The organism is Desulfomonile tiedjei (assembly GCA_016212925.1).
Lineage (GTDB): Bacteria > Desulfobacterota > Desulfomonilia > Desulfomonilales > Desulfomonilaceae > JACRDF01.
Genome location: JACRDF010000043.1, coordinates 131,801 through 148,552, shown reverse-complemented (window position 1 = coordinate 148,552; position 16,752 = coordinate 131,801). Strand labels below are relative to the sequence as shown.

Below are 16,752 nucleotides of genomic sequence, written 5' to 3'. Positions count from 1 at the left end.
CTTCTGATTAAAGCAACCTTTCAAGGGCGGCTATGAGCATGGGCAGGTCTTCCTGGACAGTATCCCAGACAACGGACAAATCAATGTCGTCATACTGATGGATCATGACGTTTCTCATTGTAGTCATTTCATGCCAGGGAAGATGGGGATACCCGGCCTTGGCCTCATCTGAAATTCGGCGCGCTGCCTCACCGATAATTTCTATTCGTCGAATTATCGCGTCCTGACACTGGGTATCTGTAAGGAACTGCTCGCGGCTAATGCCCGACGCGTAGCTCAGCGCCAACTTGGCCGAATCCAGAATTTCGGCCAGGTGCTCTCTATCCCGAGACATGTATGATCTCTGCCGAAGACAAAATGGCTTCGCGGCGATGCGGGTTACGACTGGATTCCACGCCTCTTCGGCTAAGAAGATCGACCTTGCGGCCGAAGATGGCTTCCAGTTCATCTTTCATGTCAACCATATCGAAGAGAGTCCTTTTCGCATCCGGAGAGAATGTGACGAGCACGTCAATATCACTCTCAGGTCCAAAATCATCTGTGAGGACCGATCCGAACAAAGCGAATTCCACAACTTCCCAGCGGGCGCAGAATTCAGCGATCTTTTGTTCTGGCAAATCAATGTTCCTCATTTTCGACCTAGCTCCTGAATCACTACTTATGTGGGAAATCGACTATGCTCCGGACATCTGTGATGCCGTTCAAATTGGCGCTCTTCGCGAATTTGTCCTCTACCAGCCCCGCGATGTTCGCGGTCTCCAACAACTTGAATCGCACCATTTCGTCAGCGAGGAACTGTATTTCATCCTGCTTGGGAGTGAAACGGTCGTAAACAATTCTTCCCCGCGGTGTTGTCAGCACGTACTCAACGAAATCCGCGGGCTGATTCCAATACTTGGCTGCAATTTCCGCGGCCTCTTTTGGATGGGAGCTGGCCCAATAGCCTGCGCGTGCGGCCCCTTGGACCAATGACTCCACCATATCCGGATGCTTGTCGATGAGATCTTGCCGGACTATCATCAGATTACATATGAAGCCCTCCCAGACCTCCTCCACGAAATGAAGCACCTTGGCTTCACCAGCGTGGACAGCCTTTGCCGCAAAGGGTTCGCCCACGAAATAGGCATCAATGCCCCCTGTACCGAGAGCCGAGGCCATGTCGGGCGGGTTCATCTCAACAATGTTCAGATTGTTGCCAAACAACCCGAACTCTTGGGCCAGCCGGCGCGTTGCAACATTGTGGCCCGAGAACCTCATGGGGACTGCTATGGTCTTGCCGGCCAGGTCCGCGAAAGACTTCACCTCCAGGTCTTTCCGATACACGAGGGTGCTTTCGTGCCGGTTGCCGATATATACTATTCTGACCCCCGCTCCCTGCTGATGAAGGACTATGGCAAGCGGCGCTATGATGAACGCGGCCTCAATGTTGCCGTTGCGTATGGCTTCCCCCATTTCCGCAAACGAAGAAAACTTCAACGCTTCAAATCGCAGGCCGTTGCCGTCTCTGGATGCGTAATCCAGCAAGGGCGCTGCTAAGTTGGTGACGACAGGCATGTAACCCATTCGTATGACCTGCCTGTCGGTGTGCTCGAAGTTGTAGTGCCAGTGAAGCCAGGAGATCAGAACGAGCCAACTCAGCGCAATGAATAATATAAGCCAGAAGGCCGGCAGATGAACAAACCGGCTCATTCTAAAGCGCATGGTGGACTCCCAGTTCGGCATAAACCTCTTTTCTAATTCCTTCCAAATCCATATCGCAGGCAAAATCCCGAGGATGCGGAGATTCGATGTTCACATCCAGCTTAACTCTTGCGGGTCGATCGGTAAACACCACCACGCGATCTCCCATGGCCATGGCCTCGTCTATGTCATGGGTGATGAAGATTATCGTCTTCCGCAAGAACTCGTGCATGTTGATGACTTCCTCCCGCATCTTAAGACGGGTCAAGAAGTCCAGTCCTGCGAACGGTTCATCCATGAATAGAACCTCGGGATTTACCACCAGGGCTCGCGCCAGTTCGGCTCTGCGCTGCATACCGCCCGATAACTGGTGTGGATAGTGTTGCTCGAAGCCCGTAAGATTGACAACGTCCACATATTCCTTAATGCGTTCCGTCATCTTCTGTTTGTCTTTCATGTGGCGCAGACCCAGGGCCACGTTTTCCCACACGGTCATCCAGGGCAGGAGCGCGGTATGTTGGAACACGAAAATGTTATCGGAACTCGGACCCTGGACCTCTTTGCCGTCGATACAAACTTTCCCGGAGGTCGGAACGTCGAATCCGGCTATGATTCTTGCCAGGGTAGATTTTCCGCAGCCGGAGGGTCCCAGGATGCAGACCATCTCTCCGTTGCGTATTTCCAGGTCAATGTTATCCAGTACCAGTAGATGGTCTCCGCTGTGAAGATCCAGGTCGCCGTTTAGGACTCGCCGTGCGGATCGTCGCTCCGTAAACTGTTTGTACAGCCCTTTAATCAAGACATGTCCCATTCTACACCGAACCCCAGGAAACGAATTTGAGCCTATTCAGCTGCCTTATGACGCGGTCCAGGCAGATCCCGATGAGCCCGATGGCAATCATGGCGTCCATGACGTAATCCATGCGCAGGGCATTACGTGAATCTAGAATCAGGTATCCCAGGCCGGACTTGACGGCTATCATCTCGGCTGCAACAACCACCAGCCACGCGATCCCGAGGCTTATGCGCAGAGCCGGCAGCAGCCCCGGAAGTATCGCGGGAAAGATCACGCGGGAAACGGTCTCGGGCTTGGTGAACTTGAAATTCGCCGCGACCTGGAAATAAAGGGTATTTATCCGGTTGACCGCGTTGATCGTCGAAAGGAGCAGCGGAAAGAAGCTGGCGAGAAAAATAAGAAAGATGGCAGGCCGGTCCCCTATCCCGAACCACAGCATGGCCAAGGGGATCCACGCCAGCGGCGAAATCGGTCTGAGAAACTGAATTATGGAATTGAAGAGCGTCTGGCCGGTTTTCCACCAGCCAAGTATCATCCCCAGAGGTATTGCCAGAATCACGGCCAGATAAAATCCGACCGTCACTCTAAACAGGCTCGCCACGGAATGTTTCAACAGAGTCCCGGTAACTATCAATTCCCACATGCCCTTTGCTGCAGCCCGAGGGCTCGGGAACGCCGAGGGACTCCAAATCCCCAGATTCGCCAGGATTTCCCACAAGGCCCCAACGGCTAGAAAAGCCAGCAACGGCAAGAAGACACGCTTAAATGCGTTGTAGTTCATAGCCGGGTCTCAGCAGAATCCTACATTTACATGTGTGTGCAAATTGATATCGGCAATGCGCGTTTACCGAGAGGCCTCTGAGCGCCGGGTCTCGGTCTCCGCCGCTTCAAGCACGGACAGCTTCGCACAAAGTGTATCACAGTTCCAGGTGGTTAGCATAGACTTTTGGCTACATGTCCGCCGGCCATCAGTCTCCCGGGGGCGAATGCCGGCCCGAGAAATGACAGTTTCACATCCCCCGCGTACCTGGATGGCTTACCAAGAACACGATTTTTAACTTGACGTAGAGACTGAGTGTTGGTACGGAACCCATCGACCGAGCATGTGGTTTAGGCTCGAGCGCTTTGGCATGGGATTATTCGAAGCGTTAAGACCAAAACGGAGTCCGCACAATAGATAACTTCTCGAAACCACAGGAGAGTTAAATCATGAATAGAATTTTGGTCGCAGCAGTTTGCATCGTGTTGGCCGCCGCTCTATGTGCATCAGCCTCGGAGGGGCTCATAACTACTGCCGACCAGTTGGTCGTAGACCGTTCGACCCGGAGCAAGGTCGTCAACGATTACACGCTATTGACCCGCGATGCCATACAGCGCGCTTGGACCACACCTACGAACCTCACTGCGCCCGGCGCGCTCAAAGGCCGTGTAGGCATCAATTACACTGTCAGAAGAGACGGCTCCGTCGAGTCGGTCCAACTGGTACGCGGCTCGGGGAGCCCGGATATGGACCGGACGCTGGTAGAAGCCATTAAATCCGCAGGACCTTTCCCCGCCTTCCCCGATGACATTCAAGCCAACAAGCTCGTGATAATGGCAAATTTCATAGTGGCCGATGTTCCCACGCTCCCGGCTGTTACCGCGGACCATGAAGTTGCAACCAAACCTTCTGCCGAAGCAGCCCCGGATCAGGCTCAGAAGAAATACATCTGGGGCGTGCCTGCCGGAACAGCTAACAGGAAAGAGCCCGTACCGGAAAGTGCGGCGGTACAAAATCCTGCGCCTGCAAAGAAGTATCGCTGGGGTTTGGAACGGTAAGCTAATCCCGATGCGTTTTCAAGCAAGTAAGACGGGGAGAACCTTTTTGTAAAAAGGTTCCTCCCCGATCCCCTCTCCAAAAACTTCTATATACCGCCGGCATCCAGCCTTCCGTGGGCAGAAATCTTGGATGCCGGCGGTATCTGGACGTTCTTGAAGGGCGTCCGGGGGAAACTTCTTTCCTCAAAGAAGTCTCCCCCGTGCTTTACTTTTTGATAGCGTATTGGGATTAGATACTCCGGCGGCGAGAGAGGCATACTCGACCTCCCTGAGAATATGAGGACCAAGATACGGACTGAGGGATTCCACGGTAAGAAGTTCAATTCTATGCTGTAGGACCTCTTCCAAAAAGAAAGCCAATTCCATAAAATTATCAAATGCCTTTCGTCCCGGTTCGAATTCGACAAGCAGATCAATGTCACTGTCAGCACGCTGCTCTCCACGAACAACAGAGCCGAACAGCCCGATCCTTCTTACGCCAAGTTCGCTCAGATAAGTTCGATGCTCATCAAGTGAATTCAAAATGTCCTGCTTCGTCTTAATTGTAGTTTCCATCGCAATCCTACTTGGAAAAGAGGACCGTAGGATGCGGTGACCAACGGGAACCGCATCATTCGCGGTCTTTCTCGATCGATGCGGTTCGCTTCGCTCACCACATCCTACGCGCTGCTGGCCAAGCCAGCGGTAGCACCTAGATGGGTTGGACGACCAATATGAGTCAACCGGCGGAAGCCTGTTTGTGCTCGCGAATTGCCTTGAGGGTATCCCGTTCTGATTGCAGGGCGCGATAGAGATCCCACCGCAGCTGGACATTCATCCAGAAATCAGCTGACACCCCAAGGAATTTGGCCAGGCGCAAGGCCGTGCTGGGGGTTATGCCCCGGCGGCCATTAATGATCTCGTTGATGCGCTGATATGGGACGTGAATGGCTTCTGCGAGTTCACGCTGAGTAATTTCCATAGGAACCAGGAACTCCTGCAGGAGCATCTCGCCCGGATGCGTGGGAGAACGATCTGTTGGAATGCGAATCATCGTAATCCTCTTGATACAGCACTTAGTAGTAGCCGGCAATCTATGTTTGCAAAGATATCCTAGGGACAGTTCGGGATCGTAGGATGCCGTGACCAAAGGGAACCGCATCATTCGTGGGCCTTTCTCGACCGATGCGGTTCGCTTCGCTCACCTCATCCTACGCGCTACGCACTTGCATCATGATGGTGTCCGCACCACACATTCAGTCTGGTATTTCTCACCCACTCTATGGATTAGCAGCAAATTCGTGCTCTTATGGTCCTCGATCGGGACGCCCATTATGATGGCAACGGCCTCGTTCTTTTGGGCAATTTCCTTCTCGGTAAGGTAAGTGTCAATAATGTTTATGAGGCCCTCGATATCATCCGTGTATTCAGATACATGTGGAGCAACCCCTCTGCTGAGGGCCAGGAAATTGTTTAGGCCTACATCGAACGCGAACGCGTGAATTGCCGCGTTGGGTCTGAACTTGGCGGTGTCGAGTGCGGTTTGGCCCGACTGGGTTATTGCGACAATGGTTCTGAGGCCCAGGTCCTGAGCCGCGACCACAGCGGTGTGGCAGATGGCTTCGCCGATATCGTCCCCTCTCAAGCTTCGCTTCAACCATAGTTCTTGACCCTCGCTCTCCTCCGCGACTTCCGCTTCGACGGCTATGTCTCCCATCATTTTGACGGCCTCGACCGGGTGGAGCCCCACGGAAGTCTCCCCCGAGAGCATCAGAGCGTCGGTGCCGTCCCACACAGCGTTGGCGATGTCTGCGGCCTCGGCCCTGGTCGGCATCAGCCCTTTGGTCATGGACTCGAGCATCTGAGTGGCTGTTATTACCGGGATGCCGCGTGAGTTCGCTTCGCTGATGATCCGTTTCTGCAAAACAGGCACCCGTTTGATATCCACTTCCACACCGAGGTCTCCTCTGGCGACCATTGCCGCGTCGGACACGTCCAGTATCTCAGGCAGATGATCCAAGCAGGCTGCGCGCTCCAACTTGGAGATTATGGGCTTCACCGATCCCAGCTTGCTCATTTCTTCCCGAAGCGATGTCACGTCACCGGCCTCTGAAACGAATGACAGAGCGACTGCGTCGAATCCGGTTTGCATTCCGAACTGAAGATCTTCCAAATCCTTGGGCGTCAGACTCGGCATCGAAAGCGATGTCCCGGGAAAGTTCACCCCTTTGTGCGGAGTAAGCTCGCCTCCTTCGATGACGACGCAATTGACACCGTCAGCCGAGGTGCTCAGGACCTTGAGCCTTAGCTTTCCATCATCCATGAGCACCAAATCACCCGGCTGTAAGTCCTGTTCAAGGTATTCGTAAGCAACGGGAATGCGCGTAGCGTCACCTGTTATGCGCTGCGAAGTCAGGACCACTTCGTCATCTTTGGAAATCGACACGGAATCGTTCTCCAGCGCACCGACGCGGATCTTCGGGCCCTGCAAGTCTTGAATCAACGCGACGGTCCGGCCTAGCTTGTCGGACAAGGCCCGCGCTCTCTTGTACGCGATGAGGTGCTCCTGATGCGTTCCATGGGAAAAATTGAAACGGAACGCGTCTACCCCGGCGGTAATCAACCGGCCAATAACCTCTTCCGAGTCTGAAGCCGGCCCAAGGGTAGCGATAATTTTGGTTTTGCGCATTCGAGTGCCCCCGTTATGCCTTCGTTTGTATCTTTGGCTTGGGTATTATTATCCGGTATAGTGCCGGGGGTAAATAGCCGTTTCTCATGGCGTCAGGGTTAAGGTAGAGCGATGATCATCGACTTGAAAAGCCAGGTGGCCGAAACAGTTCGTGAAATACTACGGATAGCCTGCCGCACTCTCCAGGAGGAAGGGTCTCATTTGCCCACGGCCGTCTTGCACACCCTGGGCGGGATGATTCCCATCGTGTTGCCGTTCGAGGATGACGATCAGAAAAGGGCCCTGGTGGATCTAGTGAAAGAAAAGGCCCTTGAAAAGGGCGCTTATGCCGTTACAACCATAACTTGCGCACGCATAGTGGATTCACGGACCGGCAACGAGGAAGAGTCCCTCATATTAGCCACTTCCATCCAGCGGGGGAGGCCTTATGTGGTCGTTCAACCTTACTCGAGGGACGCTGATCGGCGGGTAATCGGATTCGGCGAGACCATCGAAGGTGAAAGGGCCGCGATGCCCGGCCAGATGATGATTTTCCCTGATTGGGAAGCTGAAACCTCGCACTAGCCGCCACTCGTACTGCCTCAGCGGGGACGGGCTGCAGGGGCGAGACATGGAGGCTGTTTCAAAACTGGGTAAAGAATCCCAATCCTGTCACGATCACGGTCGGTAGTTGCTTTTGTCGCCCCCACCCTGCTCCTCTCCCGCAGCGAGAGGGGGCTGCTGTAGCGCCGGCATCTTGCCGGTAGTACTCAACCCTCGCCCTTTGGGAGAGGGTCGGGGTGAGGGTCATTCGTCCCACGATTCCACCTGTCCCATGACCTTTGGGACGCCCTCCACGCCGCGCTCCTACTGTAGCCCAAGCCTTGTAGCCGGTCTGACTGTAAACCTGTATAACTTCGTCCCCCGCTGCGCCAAATAGCAATCCTTCAGCTTTTTCATCGAATCGTTGACCCCTAATAAAATTATGGTATAATTATATTAGAGGTGCCTACTTTAGTTAGTCGGCACGCAAGCTGCCCCGAGAACGGCTTGCCCTGTCAGAAAATATTACTCAAGGTCATTTATTTGCTGCCTGGACTGACGCCCTTAGGCCCGCAGAACATTTCAAATTAGCAGCGCCAAACAAACTTGTGTTCATTGCTTCGTAAAGATCTCCCCAATTCTTAACAACCGAAATATGAAGGAGGCGGCCCATGGCTGAAACTGCTTTTGATTTTATGAAAATCTGGACCCAGGGTGACCAGGACTCGGAATTCAAAATGAAAGCGGTGCTGCTCGACGGCCTGGATTCCGTTGTCCAGGCCCAGAGCGATGTCCTATCAAGGATCGAGGTCGATCGGCCCGTATCCGGGCCGGTGGTCCGGTGGATGGAAGAATGGGGTTACCCATCCACACTGACCGCCCAATTGATCGGGAATACCATGGCTTTCACCGGGCATCTTTTCGGGAAGATCGTCAACCGCGAGTCTGTTCGCAAAGTGATTCGAGAAGGAACCATTCTCGAACGGCCAACTGACGGATGCCAAGTGAAGGTTGCTTCTGTGGACGGGACAACGGCTTCAGTGGCCGCCTACGGCAATAGCCTTTTGACGGACAACCCGGAACCTGTGAGGTGGGACATCATTGCCGAGGTGTGGTCGGATTATCGAGATGCGTCGGACTCTCGATCGCTCGACAGGACCTTCCGTGAGGTTGGGACTCAGATATTCGCCGAAACATTTGAGATCCCCAAGACGAGAAAAAACACCAGATACCAAGTCGTGCCATATGAAGTTGAGCATCAGATTATCGCTCTAGTCAGCAAACTCAGGCGACAGCTTGCATATGCGGTTCTCAGATCGCGTCCTTTCCACGACGGATCGCAGTTCATCTGGGGAAATAAGACAGAGGAACCTACGATGTGCGGGCTCTGTACGTGGCCGATTGTCACTCAAAGCGAGTTCCCTAATCCGAATGTGTGGGTCAACAAGGGGGGACAAGCTCTTGCGAAGCCCGATCTGGACAACCTGGTACGTCAACTCTGGCTCGACGAGCATGCGGATTACAATAAAGGCGACTGGTGGATCGTCTGTCATCCGAGCACGCACCAGTTCATCCTCGACTTTGACATTTCCTACCGACAGATGAAAAAAGAGGATAAATCCATTGGATTCCAAGTAGATGAATTCCATTCCAAAGTTGGCAAGACCTTTCCTATCATGTCCGAACCCTTCATGCGGCCTGGAGTGCTGATCGTGGTCAATTTCGACGCGTTCAAGTACGGGTACTATGCCAATGACTTCCTGGAGCGCAGAGAGATTCCCACCCAAGGCCGATACCAGCGCTGGCTGATCTCCTTCCAAACCTACGGCGTCGTGGCCCGGAATCCCAGAGCAAACATCGGCATGATCTACGGCCTGCCAGCAGATTAGTTTCCCAATAATTCAAACAAACTGCCCATTCCGAAATTCGTTTTGAATCTCCACGTTTGTCGACTTCGCTTTACCCCTACCAAGTGGAATCTCATATTTCCGCTTTTGGTAATGAAAGGAGCGTATTATGATCGAAACTGACGAGCAGCGGCGCTGGTGGTTTGCCACTCACCCGGAATTTAGTTGGAGCCATAAAGGAGGAAAAGATAGCGGAGAAGGAGGAGAAAAGAGCGAGGACGACAAGGTCCTCCCGGAAGATGTTGACGCCTATGTAGACCACGCCCTCAAGCACGTCGACGGACCCGTGGCAGATCTGCTCAGGTCTGTTAAACGAAATTTCGGTACGGAAGGGACTTTTGAGGAAGACCCAGAATCAGAAGCCTTCGGATGGGACGTTGAGGCAGGCGGCAGGCTTGGGCCACGTGGAGGCGGAGGAAGACGCCGAAGGGAGGAAATAAGAGACAGGTTCCATATGACCCGCGGGCACCGTCAAGCGCTAGACATGATTGAAGCTGAATTGGGGCGTGCGGGGGCCAATCCTCGCGACTACCAATTCACTTTTTTTCGCAACCACTTTGTCGCTCAGCGCAACAGCACTTTCAATCCTGTTCAAAGAGACAGAGACGGTCGGACGAATATCGAGCGTATGGAACAGGGGCTAGCCCCGTACGGTAGAGACGGCAAGGCCGTTGTTCTTCACCACTTGAATCAGATGAGAGGGGGACCATTGATTGAACTCACCACCTCGGAGCACAATTCTATTCCAGTCCGTCGAGAACCTTCGCAAATAAACAGAAGTGAATCGGGCACGTTTAGAGAGAGCTATTGGCAGGCACGAGCGCAATCATTTAGAAACAAATAAGCCTGCGCTAATCAGTGAGGAAATGCTTACACCGTTTTAGAGAGAGGCGAATAAATGACATCAAGAAAAGAAATCATTGAAGAAGAGCTGGGGGTGAAAGTTCCAGAACAGTACGCTGTTTTCCTTGACAAATATGGTATCTTTTACGCTCCAGGCATTGAGATTTACGGAATCAGCGATACTCTTTTGGGTTATGATGGTCTTCCTTGCGTGATAGGGGCCACGCAGATTTACAGGAGAACAGAGGGCCTCCCTCATCGCTTTCTCGTCATCCAACACACAGGACTCGAGGATGAGATGATTTGCCTCGATACAGAGGATGAAAAGGTTTATTCACTCAGCCGTGCATACGGAAAAGATAAGGTTGCGGATTCCTTTGATGAATGGTTTCAAAAGGACATCATCGAGTATCTGAAAGAAAGGGATCAGAAGCTCAAACGTTCTAACAAAGAACCCGAACAGATTATTGACCTGGATTGGCTCCGGTTGAACCGGGACGATACTTAGGCATGAGCAGCCTGGATGCTCCAAGAGCGAGGTTGACGCCACCCGGCAAGATGTTCGGAGCGGCTAGGGCAGTTCTCGTGTTCGGATCGTGGAACCGGGTGTGGGACAAGCAAAGATAGCGCCTATTGGGTAGGGGGATTCTAAAGGTTCGACAGGATGGCCGAGTCGTCGGGGGCTTCTTCTCTTTGAGTGTATGGCCGGAAAGTGGAGAATCTGGCGTCAAATACTGCGGTGACCATTCCGATGGGGCCGTTGCGCTGCTTGCCGATGATGATTTCCGCTTCGCCCTTCTTCGGATTGTCTTCGCTCTTGTTGTAGACCTCGTCCCTGTATATGAAAATTATCACGTCCGCGTCCTGTTCGATCGCGCCCGATTCTCTCAAGTCAGCGAGTTGCGGCCTCTTATTTGGACGTTCCTCCACCTTACGGTTGAGCTGTGAGAGAGCTATGACAGGGACTTCCAGTTCTTTGGCTAAGGCCTTCAGAGACCGTGAGATTTCCGATATCTCCTGCTCTCGAAAATCCGACTTGGTGGCCCCTCTCATGAGTTGGAGGTAATCCACAATTATCAATCCCAGGTCATGTTCCTTCTTCAGGCGCCGCGCTTTTGCCCTGATCTCCAGGGTGTTGATCGCCGGCGAGTCGTCAATGAAAAGGGGGGAATCCGAAATATTTCCTACCGCAAGAGTAAGATGGCCCCAATCCTCCGAAGTCAGGAACCCGGTCCGGAGGCTTTTGAGATTGACCCCAGCCCTGGCACAGAGCACCCTTAGGGCAATCTGTTCCTTGCTCATTTCCAGCGAGAATACTCCCGTTGGGGTCCCCGCTTCTATTGCCGCGTGCATTGCTATGTTAAGGGCCAATGAGGTTTTGCCCATCGAGGGCCGGCCCGCGATGATTATCAGGTCCGAGGGCTGGAATCCGGCAGTAAGATTATCAAGGTCCTTAAATCCGGAAGATACGCCGGTAATGTTCTCTTTCCGGTCGTACAGGCGTTCAATGGTCTTGAAGCTTTCCGTCATCAAGGGACGGACATGAACAAAGCCCGACTGGATCCTGGCCTCACCGATCCTGAAGACGATCTGTTCCGCCTCATCCAGGAAGTGGTCAATTTCGGGTTGATCCTCATAGCATCGGGTGCTGATCTCCGTAGCCGCGGAGATCAGCTGCCTGAGAACGGCCTTTTCTTTCACTACCTTTGTGTAGTGCAGAATATTGGCCGCACTCGGGACAGCGTCGATCAGCTCCGTAAGAAATGCCGCGCCGCCCACCGCTTCGAGAAGGCCTGACTTCTTGAGCGTCGCGGTGAGGGTAATCCAGTCGACGGGTTCATTCTTGCCGAAGAGATCCAGAATGGCATTGAATACATGGCGATGCGCTTCGCGGTAGAAATCCTCGGCTGACAGCAATGCCGCGACTTTTGGCAACGCGTCGTTGTCAAGGAGCAACCCCCCCAGAATCGCGCGTTCGCCTTCCGGAAATTGCGGGGGTAGTCGTGTGGTACCGCTCGTTTCAGCCGGCATTCTGCGCTTGTTCCTCCGAGACCACGGTCACGGTCACGTCGGCAGTTACCTCAGGATGGAGGCGCACGGAGGCCTTGTATTCACCCAGCCTCTTAATCGGCTCGGACAATGTTATTCGTTTTCTATCGATCTCAAATCCCTTGGCTTCAAGCGCCGAGGCCACGTCGGAATTGGTGACCGATCCGAAAAGCCGCGCATCTTCTCCCCTGGACTTTCTAACAAACGTCAGGGTAACGGCCGACATGGTCTCGGCCTGCTGCTGCGCTGCGCCCTTGGCTTTTGCGATCTTCTTCTGCTTGGCTTCTATCAGGGTCCGATAAAAATTGAGGTTCTTTTGCGTGGCCGTGCATGCCAGCTTCCTGGGCAGCAAGAAGTTCCTCGCGTAGCCGTCCTTGACCTTTACCGTCTGTCCGACCGTTCCCAGTTCGTCGATATGTTCGAGAAGTATGACTTCCATGATTGTTTCTCCCAATAACGTTATCGTCGCGGCACGGTGAAGGGCAGCATTGCTATATTCCTGGCCCTCTTAATGGCCGTGGTCAGTTGTCGTTGATGCTTCGCGCAATTACCGGAAATCCTCCTGGGAATGATCTTGCCTCGCTCTGTTACAAAAGATCTGAGGATGTTGGGTTCCTTATAGTCCATCCTTATAGAGGGATCCGCGCAGAAACGGCAAACCTTGGTTCGTGGGAAAGGGCGACGCCTTGGAGGCTTGCTCATGGTTATTCCTCCTCTTTCTTGGCTTTAGGAGCGCCCTCTGACGACTCTCCACCTGCCGGTCCGGCACTTTTCGGTGCTTCTTCTGTTTGCGCGGCTTCAGCGGCTTTTGCGGGCTCTTCCGGTTCCTGGGCCGCGGGTTCGGCTATTTCAGCGACTTTCTCCGGCTCTCCCGCCTCCTGGGCCGCGGGTTCGGCTACTTCAGGGGCCTTTGCAGGCTCTTCCGGTTCCTGAGCTGCTGGTTCGGCCACTTCAGCCGCTGCCGGAGCTGGTTCCGGTGGGGCCAACTTGGCGGCTTCCGCTGCGGCTTTCTCCTCGGATGCTGCCTTAAAGGCTTCGAGGTCCACATCCTCATCCAGTTTAACGCTGAGGAATTTCATGACCTCGTCGGCGATTTTCAACTGCCTTTCCATTTCGGCAATCAACGCGGGAAGGCCCACAAAATCGAATAAGATGTACCGCCCCCTCTCTTTTTTCTTGACCAGATAGGCGAGCCTCTTGAAACCCCAGTCTTCGATCTTGATGATTTCCCCGCCGTTGGTCTTGATGAGGGTGCTGTATCGTTCGGTGAAATTCTTGATGTCGTCATCCGCGAGTTCGGGGTCGAGGATGATGACGGACTCGTAGCGTCGCATGGTTTCTCCTTTCGGCTTTCAAGCCCCTCAGGGGGGCAAGGAGTGAATGGTAATCTATCTTTTTAGCGCAATGCGCAAACTATTTCAAGCGGAAAAAATCGAAAGAGCGATCCGGCAAACGCCAGTGTTCGCAGGACAGGCCGTTTCCTCCGGGCTCTAAATCTCAACTCCGGTAACAGGCCCGGATCGGCTACCTCTTACGCATTTCCTTGCATCGGGGGCAATTCCAGACCTTTTCTCTTATAAAGAAGAACAAAATCCCCACGCCGATAAATATCGAGCCGACATAATAACCTGCGGGCAAAGCGAATGTTATGAACCAGGGAGGCTGATAAAAATTGGTCGCCAGCCCGTACAAAATCATTAGAAGCGCCCCGAGAACGACCAAAGACGCACCGGCCAAAGGCGAAAGAATCATCCGGGAGGACCGTGCCATCACGCCGCCGCAGCCGCTGCACAGTTTGACTTTGCCTTTTCTGAGGCGATCTTGAAACGTAGTAAACTCCTTGTCGGCAGGGCCACCGGCATAATACCCGATGTCTTCGGACGCGGTGTCCCTTGCTGAGAAAGGCCTTGCGTACCCCGGGCCGTTCTCGGCTTCGCGACGCCGGCCGTCTATCGCAGCGGCATCGGCTTCAAAAGGATCGATTTGCCCGCTGCGGTCCGCCTTTCCGGATTCGGTTTCCAGGCCTACGGGCCCTCTCGGCTTGAACGTATCGGTAAACTTCACGAACTCTTCCTCTGTGGAACCAGGAAACCTGGCGGATTCTCATTTGGTGGCGAGGCGTCGAAAAGATCTTCATTTTCTCCGCTGATACGCGGCGCAAAGAAAACCCAGCTCTGCCGGGGCGGAATCGTAGCAAAAATCCTCATAAAGTCAATGGCTAGGGAATGGATTTTTTTCGGAGGGAGCCTCCACCCGGTCCGAAGAGCGGGTGGAGGACAATCAGGCGCCGAAAGGCTTCGAGCGTCTATAATTTGATGTACGGATTACCGAACATGAGAATGAGCGCTATGACCAGAGCGTAAATGGTCAGAGACTCGATCATGGCCAGACCGATGATCATAGTGGTCAGGATTCGGCCACCGGCTTCCGGGTTCCTTGAGGTGCCTTCGCAAGCTCCACCAATAGCGGTTCCCATGCCGATGCCGCTTCCGATGGCGCCAAGGCCGATTGCGAGACCCGCTGCAAGAACGGTCCACTGAATGATGGGAGCCATCGCGGGGCTCATTTCGGCTGCAAAGGCCACGCTCGAGAGCAGGGTGATTCCCAGAATCGTAAGTCCGGCGATAAGATTTCTTCTCATAGACTAAATACCTCCATTTGATCTGTTATCAGTGAGCCTCTTCCAACGATCCCACGATGTACATCATGGTCAGCATGATGAAAACGAGGGTCTGTATGAAAGAAGTGAACACCTGCAAAAACATCATCGGCAACGGGACCAGATATGGGACCAAAAGGGTGAGAATAACTATTGCCAAATCTTCACCCATAATGTTCCCGAAGAGACGGAAGCTGAGTGAGAGTATTCGGCTGAAGTGGCCGATCAATTCGATGGGCAGCATCAGTGGAATAAGCCACGGCACCGGTCCGAGAAAGTGCTTCACGTAATGTGTGCCATGCGCCTTTATCCCTACGTAATGCGTCGTGACAAAGGCCACCAGAGCCAATGCCAGGGTCGTATTCAGATTGTTTGTGGATGACTGAAACCAGGGAATAATCCCTATCAAGTTGCATGAAAGGATGAAAAGGGCCAAGGAGGCTATCAGCGGGAAATAGGCTTTCCCGTGTTCCCCCATGGTCTGAACGACGATGTCTTCGAGGGTTGAAACCACCACCTCCCAAAAGTTCTGGGACCCCCTCGGGATCATCTCCAGCTTGTTCTTCACCAAAACGGCTGCGATCAACAGAATGGCCATAACCAGCCACGTGTTCATCACGTTGTTCAGATCACCGTGCGTAACACCCCATTTGTCCCAGAACGACTGCATGGAATGAAACGCGGGATTGGAAATTACATCGGTTAGTACTGGAGGATGGATATCCGCGGCCATGAATTAAACCTCCTCAGGTCTTCTGTTTACCAGATAGATCAAAACCAGCATGACAAAGAGTCCCGCCGGGACAACCGACAAGCCGGTAACCAAACCGACCGGGTCTACTTTCACGAACTTGATCACACCAAACAGACAGATCGCCAGAAGGATCAGTCTCATATAAAATCCCCCGAGCACCGAAGCCATAACGCGGCCCTTGTGGGGGAATTCGGCTCTTCTTAACCTGCGAGCAGCGGCCCACGCATTGAGCAGAACCAGGGCTCCTCCTATTGAAAAACCGAGAGAGAAGGCCTGTCCCGCAAAGATCAGACTACACACCAGCCCAAGGGTGTAAACGAACGCTGAAAGCTTAAACCAGACCCCTGGAACCTTGTCGAAGTCCATTACAACTCTCTGTCCTTCTCGCTGCGCAGTTGCTTTCGCACCTCGATCCAAACGTTTCGAGCCGCGGCGGCCACCCCGAGAAGGAAAAACATGATGCTCAGATAAGGAAAAGTGCCGAATTTTCCGTCAAGCCAGTACCCCAGCCCCGCGCCGATAAATATGGCAAAGACGATCGAGGCCCCCAGTTGAAGGGAGTCGCCTACCAATCGCCAGGTGCTGGTGACTTTCTTCACGAAGTTACACTGATTAGCAGAAATACGGACTGACTGTCAAGTCAGATGTTGGGCCGGCAGCGAAAATCGCTCCGCGATGGCTGCGGCCTGCAACCACTTCACCCGCACCATTTGAACACAGAACCACGGGAAATTCCAGCTTTCTTGGAGCAGGGGCGGTGACCATTGACCCACTCGGAGCAGATGAGTCGTGGGTAAGCATTCAGTATACGCGCGGGGAGGGTTGGGCCTGGGGAACAGCAAAGTGTAGATGTCTTGTTCAGGATTTCTAGCCAGAAGGTCCAGCGCTAGTTAGTCGTGGAGACAATTCTGTTGGCTTAAAGAGAACCCTACCATCCCATCCCGTCACCCCGGCGAAGGCCGGGGTCCAGGGGTCTCACGCGGGATCCGCGATGGGGAAACCTGGATTCCGGCCTTCGCCGGAATGACGGATGGTTTTGCCGTCCACAAATGAATG

Annotated in this window: 22 protein-coding genes; 5 read left to right on the top strand and 17 right to left on the bottom strand. The window is 53.5% G+C overall.

Translation table 11 applies throughout. From position 1 onward, the window contains the following. Positions 1–7: 7 nt before the first annotated feature. From HY913_18360 to HY913_18340, 5 genes are read right to left on the bottom strand one after another with little or no spacing between them, the layout of a single operon-like run. A complete protein-coding gene (locus HY913_18360) occupies positions 8–334 on the bottom strand; it encodes a DUF86 domain-containing protein (protein MBI4965245.1) in 327 nt (108 codons plus the stop codon). After that, entirely contained in the window at positions 321–632 is a 312-nt protein-coding gene (locus tag HY913_18355; GenBank protein MBI4965244.1) for a nucleotidyltransferase domain-containing protein, read from the bottom strand. Before HY913_18355 ends, HY913_18360 begins: the two co-directional genes overlap by 14 nt. 22 nt (positions 633–654) lie before the next feature. After that, positions 655–1,701, bottom strand: a complete 1,047-nt coding sequence (locus HY913_18350) for an ABC transporter substrate-binding protein (protein MBI4965243.1) — start codon at positions 1,699–1,701, stop codon at positions 655–657. Beyond that, on the bottom strand, positions 1,691–2,491 hold the full coding sequence (locus HY913_18345) for an ATP-binding cassette domain-containing protein (GenBank protein ID MBI4965242.1): 801 nt from the start codon (positions 2,489–2,491) through the stop codon (positions 1,691–1,693). The genes HY913_18350 and HY913_18345 overlap by 11 nt, the downstream gene beginning before the upstream one ends. Before the next feature lies 1 nt (position 2,492). Then, positions 2,493–3,257 carry an ABC transporter permease gene (locus HY913_18340; GenBank protein MBI4965241.1) on the bottom strand — a complete coding sequence of 255 codons (765 nt, stop codon included), beginning with the start codon at positions 3,255–3,257 and terminating at the stop codon, positions 2,493–2,495. Between the two features lie 428 nt (positions 3,258–3,685). Between HY913_18340 and HY913_18335 the strand changes: the two genes are divergently transcribed. Beyond that, positions 3,686–4,294: a TonB C-terminal domain-containing protein gene (locus HY913_18335; GenBank protein MBI4965240.1), complete on the top strand. Its 609-nt coding sequence runs from the start codon at positions 3,686–3,688 to the stop codon at positions 4,292–4,294. A 183-nt stretch (positions 4,295–4,477) separates the two neighbouring features. On the opposite strand, the gene HY913_18330 is transcribed toward HY913_18335, so the two are convergent. The 3 genes from HY913_18330 to pyk form a co-directional block, all read right to left on the bottom strand. Further along, a complete protein-coding gene (locus HY913_18330) occupies positions 4,478–4,849 on the bottom strand; it encodes a nucleotidyltransferase family protein (GenBank protein ID MBI4965239.1) in 372 nt (123 codons plus the stop codon). A gap of 163 nt (positions 4,850–5,012) precedes the next feature. Further along, a complete protein-coding gene (locus tag HY913_18325) occupies positions 5,013–5,327 on the bottom strand; it encodes a HigA family addiction module antidote protein (protein MBI4965238.1) in 315 nt (104 codons plus the stop codon). 177 nt (positions 5,328–5,504) lie between these two features. Beyond that, a complete protein-coding gene (gene pyk / locus HY913_18320; protein MBI4965237.1) occupies positions 5,505–6,962 on the bottom strand; it encodes a pyruvate kinase in 1,458 nt (485 codons plus the stop codon). A gap of 111 nt (positions 6,963–7,073) precedes the next feature. Here pyk and HY913_18315 point away from each other — a divergent pair, with 111 nt between their 5' ends. The 4 genes from HY913_18315 (at position 7,074) to HY913_18300 (ending at position 10,742) form a co-directional block, all read left to right on the top strand. After that, positions 7,074–7,526, top strand: a complete 453-nt coding sequence (locus HY913_18315) for a hypothetical protein (protein MBI4965236.1) — start codon at positions 7,074–7,076, stop codon at positions 7,524–7,526. 629 nt (positions 7,527–8,155) lie between these two features. Beyond that, positions 8,156–9,373, top strand: a complete 1,218-nt coding sequence (locus tag HY913_18310) for a DUF5309 family protein (GenBank protein MBI4965235.1) — start codon at positions 8,156–8,158, stop codon at positions 9,371–9,373. A gap of 127 nt (positions 9,374–9,500) precedes the next feature. Continuing rightward, positions 9,501–10,235, top strand: coding sequence for an HNH/ENDO VII family nuclease (locus HY913_18305; protein ID MBI4965234.1), 735 nt, complete (start codon positions 9,501–9,503; stop codon positions 10,233–10,235). Positions 10,236–10,289: 54 nt separating this feature from the next. Beyond that, positions 10,290–10,742 carry an SMI1/KNR4 family protein gene (locus HY913_18300; protein MBI4965233.1) on the top strand — a complete coding sequence of 151 codons (453 nt, stop codon included), beginning with the start codon at positions 10,290–10,292 and terminating at the stop codon, positions 10,740–10,742. 140 nt (positions 10,743–10,882) lie between these two features. On the opposite strand, the gene dnaB is transcribed toward HY913_18300, so the two are convergent. The 9 genes from dnaB to HY913_18255 form a co-directional block, all read right to left on the bottom strand. Continuing rightward, entirely contained in the window at positions 10,883–12,265 is a 1,383-nt protein-coding gene (gene dnaB / locus HY913_18295; GenBank protein MBI4965232.1) for a replicative DNA helicase, read from the bottom strand. Continuing rightward, entirely contained in the window at positions 12,255–12,722 is a 468-nt protein-coding gene (locus HY913_18290; protein ID MBI4965231.1) for a 50S ribosomal protein L9, read from the bottom strand. The genes dnaB and HY913_18290 overlap by 11 nt, the downstream gene beginning before the upstream one ends. Positions 12,723–12,742: 20 nt before the next feature. Further along, entirely contained in the window at positions 12,743–12,985 is a 243-nt protein-coding gene (locus HY913_18285; protein MBI4965230.1) for a 30S ribosomal protein S18, read from the bottom strand. A gap of 2 nt (positions 12,986–12,987) precedes the next feature. Then, positions 12,988–13,617: a 30S ribosomal protein S6 gene (rpsF, locus tag HY913_18280; GenBank protein MBI4965229.1), complete on the bottom strand. Its 630-nt coding sequence runs from the start codon at positions 13,615–13,617 to the stop codon at positions 12,988–12,990. 190 nt (positions 13,618–13,807) lie between these two features. Beyond that, entirely contained in the window at positions 13,808–14,347 is a 540-nt protein-coding gene (locus tag HY913_18275; GenBank protein MBI4965228.1) for a hypothetical protein, read from the bottom strand. 241 nt (positions 14,348–14,588) lie between these two features. After that, positions 14,589–14,924 (bottom strand): ATP synthase F0 subunit C, encoded by a 336-nt coding sequence (gene atpE, locus HY913_18270; protein MBI4965227.1) that lies wholly within the window; start codon positions 14,922–14,924, stop codon positions 14,589–14,591. Positions 14,925–14,952: 28 nt separating this feature from the next. After that, positions 14,953–15,612 (bottom strand): F0F1 ATP synthase subunit A, encoded by a 660-nt coding sequence (atpB, locus tag HY913_18265; protein ID MBI4965226.1) that lies wholly within the window; start codon positions 15,610–15,612, stop codon positions 14,953–14,955. 66 nt (positions 15,613–15,678) lie between these two features. After that, positions 15,679–16,062, bottom strand: coding sequence for an ATP synthase subunit I (locus HY913_18260; protein MBI4965225.1), 384 nt, complete (start codon positions 16,060–16,062; stop codon positions 15,679–15,681). Next, complete coding sequence (locus tag HY913_18255; protein ID MBI4965224.1) at positions 16,062–16,295, bottom strand: AtpZ/AtpI family protein; 234 nt, start codon at positions 16,293–16,295, stop codon at positions 16,062–16,064. Before HY913_18255 ends, HY913_18260 begins: the two co-directional genes overlap by 1 nt. Positions 16,296–16,752 lie beyond the last annotated feature (457 nt).

What these genes read in the sequence shown, in the direction of transcription:
- HY913_18360 (MBI4965245.1), bottom strand. Translation starts at nt 334, where the DNA reads ATGTCTCGGGATAGAGAGCACCTGGCCGAAATTCTGGATTCGGCCAAG.
- HY913_18355 (MBI4965244.1), bottom strand. Translation starts at nt 632, where the DNA reads ATGAGGAACATTGATTTGCCAGAACAAAAGATCGCTGAATTCTGCGCC.
- HY913_18350 (MBI4965243.1), bottom strand. Translation starts at nt 1,701, where the DNA reads ATGCGCTTTAGAATGAGCCGGTTTGTTCATCTGCCGGCCTTCTGGCTT.
- HY913_18345 (MBI4965242.1), bottom strand. Translation starts at nt 2,491, where the DNA reads ATGGGACATGTCTTGATTAAAGGGCTGTACAAACAGTTTACGGAGCGA.
- HY913_18340 (MBI4965241.1), bottom strand. Translation starts at nt 3,257, where the DNA reads ATGAACTACAACGCATTTAAGCGTGTCTTCTTGCCGTTGCTGGCTTTT.
- HY913_18335 (MBI4965240.1), top strand. Translation starts at nt 3,686, where the DNA reads ATGAATAGAATTTTGGTCGCAGCAGTTTGCATCGTGTTGGCCGCCGCT.
- HY913_18330 (MBI4965239.1), bottom strand. Translation starts at nt 4,849, where the DNA reads ATGGAAACTACAATTAAGACGAAGCAGGACATTTTGAATTCACTTGAT.
- HY913_18325 (MBI4965238.1), bottom strand. Translation starts at nt 5,327, where the DNA reads ATGATTCGCATTCCAACAGATCGTTCTCCCACGCATCCGGGCGAGATG.
- pyk (MBI4965237.1), bottom strand. Translation starts at nt 6,962, where the DNA reads ATGCGCAAAACCAAAATTATCGCTACCCTTGGGCCGGCTTCAGACTCG.
- HY913_18315 (MBI4965236.1), top strand. Translation starts at nt 7,074, where the DNA reads ATGATCATCGACTTGAAAAGCCAGGTGGCCGAAACAGTTCGTGAAATA.
- HY913_18310 (MBI4965235.1), top strand. Translation starts at nt 8,156, where the DNA reads ATGGCTGAAACTGCTTTTGATTTTATGAAAATCTGGACCCAGGGTGAC.
- HY913_18305 (MBI4965234.1), top strand. Translation starts at nt 9,501, where the DNA reads ATGATCGAAACTGACGAGCAGCGGCGCTGGTGGTTTGCCACTCACCCG.
- HY913_18300 (MBI4965233.1), top strand. Translation starts at nt 10,290, where the DNA reads ATGACATCAAGAAAAGAAATCATTGAAGAAGAGCTGGGGGTGAAAGTT.
- dnaB (MBI4965232.1), bottom strand. Translation starts at nt 12,265, where the DNA reads ATGCCGGCTGAAACGAGCGGTACCACACGACTACCCCCGCAATTTCCG.
- HY913_18290 (MBI4965231.1), bottom strand. Translation starts at nt 12,722, where the DNA reads ATGGAAGTCATACTTCTCGAACATATCGACGAACTGGGAACGGTCGGA.
- HY913_18285 (MBI4965230.1), bottom strand. Translation starts at nt 12,985, where the DNA reads ATGAGCAAGCCTCCAAGGCGTCGCCCTTTCCCACGAACCAAGGTTTGC.
- rpsF (MBI4965229.1), bottom strand. Translation starts at nt 13,617, where the DNA reads ATGCGACGCTACGAGTCCGTCATCATCCTCGACCCCGAACTCGCGGAT.
- atpE (MBI4965227.1), bottom strand. Translation starts at nt 14,924, where the DNA reads ATGAGAAGAAATCTTATCGCCGGACTTACGATTCTGGGAATCACCCTG.
- atpB (MBI4965226.1), bottom strand. Translation starts at nt 15,612, where the DNA reads ATGCAGTCGTTCTGGGACAAATGGGGTGTTACGCACGGTGATCTGAAC.
- HY913_18260 (MBI4965225.1), bottom strand. Translation starts at nt 16,062, where the DNA reads ATGGACTTCGACAAGGTTCCAGGGGTCTGGTTTAAGCTTTCAGCGTTC.